Here is a 1,288-nt window from a genome sequence, read left to right as displayed (position 1 = left end):
GTCGAGGTCGTCGGCGGTGATGCCGGCCGGCGGCGGCACCCGGGCGTGCCGGTCGTGCGGGTCGACGCCGTCGAGGCGCAACAGGACGTGGAAGTGCACCGCTCCCCGGCGCTGCATTTCGGCGACCTTCCCGTGCGACACCCGCACCGGCGGCACCCGACGGACTCGGCCGGTGTCGGTGACGACCTGGACGTGGGCGATGCCGTGTCGGCGGCACAGCGCGGTGAGGTGGCGTTCGATGGCCTGTTTGGTGCGTCGCCACAGCTCACCGGAGAAGGCGTTCCAGACGACCTGGTGATCGTGGTCGTAGCAGTCCAGGCACAGCGGCCGACCGAGCTGCGGATCGTCGCTGTCGTGGCGGGCGAAGCAGGCCGCGGGCTGCCCGTGCGGGCAGGTGCCGCCGGTGCGACGAGCATGGCAGGGTGCCGGCCGGCAGTCGCAGCGCCGCCGGTCGCCGCAGGTGTGCCGAGGGACGTGCCGGTGGTGCACCGCCCCGAACGACGGCGCGGTAAAGGTGGCGAACACGACCGGATGCGTCGCGACGGAGGTCGGGACGGTCTTACCCCCGGTCAGGCCACAGCGGACAACCTGGAAAGCGTCACCCGCGTAGACCCAGGCACAGTCGGGACACTGGGCGGCACGCCGGTTACCGCACGCCTTGTACAGCGTCCGGTCGGGCAACTCGTCGGTGTGCCGCTCCTCAAGCACCCGGCCGGTGCCGGTCTCGACGGCAGTGAGGGTGCCGGTCAGGCGGATCGGACGGGCACAACCGGCGGCTGCGCGGGTGTGCTCCAGCCAGCCAAAGAAGTCCGGCGTAGCGGCACGGTGCAGGGCTTGAGCGTTTCGGCCGTCGACGAGGCCGGGACGGTGCAGGGTGAGCAGGGCAGACACGGATCTCTCCTCGGGCGGTGGCAGGGACAGCGGACGAACTGCCACCGGTCGCCGGAGCGGTATCCGTCGGTGGTGTTCGTGGTGTCTCCTGGCACCGCCCGAGAAGGCGGCTCACGCCGGAGGGCGGAGGCATGGCCGAGCCACTGACCGCCGATGGGATACGTCCTCCCGGTTCTGGACCTTGGTGTGATGCCGGGACGGGTGGGGTGCCTGGTCGTCGGCTTCCGGCGGGTTGCCGCAGGCAATCCCCACCCGTCGAGGTGCGCGAATCCGAGGGCCACCGTGGACGGCGGGAAAGGCCGTGCTGGGCGCTCAGTGGATTCCGGACCGGCGCAGCGGCCGGTGCGATCGAAAGCCGGCGGGAAGTGACCCGCATCAGCGGCAAGAAGGCCGCTCG

General features: G+C 71.7%; 1 protein-coding gene. It reads right to left on the bottom strand.

Features of this window, described 5'->3' with window-relative positions; all coding sequences use genetic code 11:
• Window positions 1-891 (bottom strand): replication initiator (locus tag E1165_RS28590; RefSeq protein ID WP_371687414.1); only part of this gene is annotated, 891 nt, incomplete at its 3' end.
• Between the last annotated feature and the right edge of the window lie 397 nt (window positions 892-1,288).

The sequence above is a fragment of the Micromonospora sp. KC723 genome, from assembly GCF_004348595.1.
Lineage (GTDB): Bacteria > Actinomycetota > Actinomycetes > Mycobacteriales > Micromonosporaceae > Micromonospora.
Note: the sequence above shows the minus strand (reverse complement) of the source record. Positions and strands in the feature narration are given on the sequence as shown.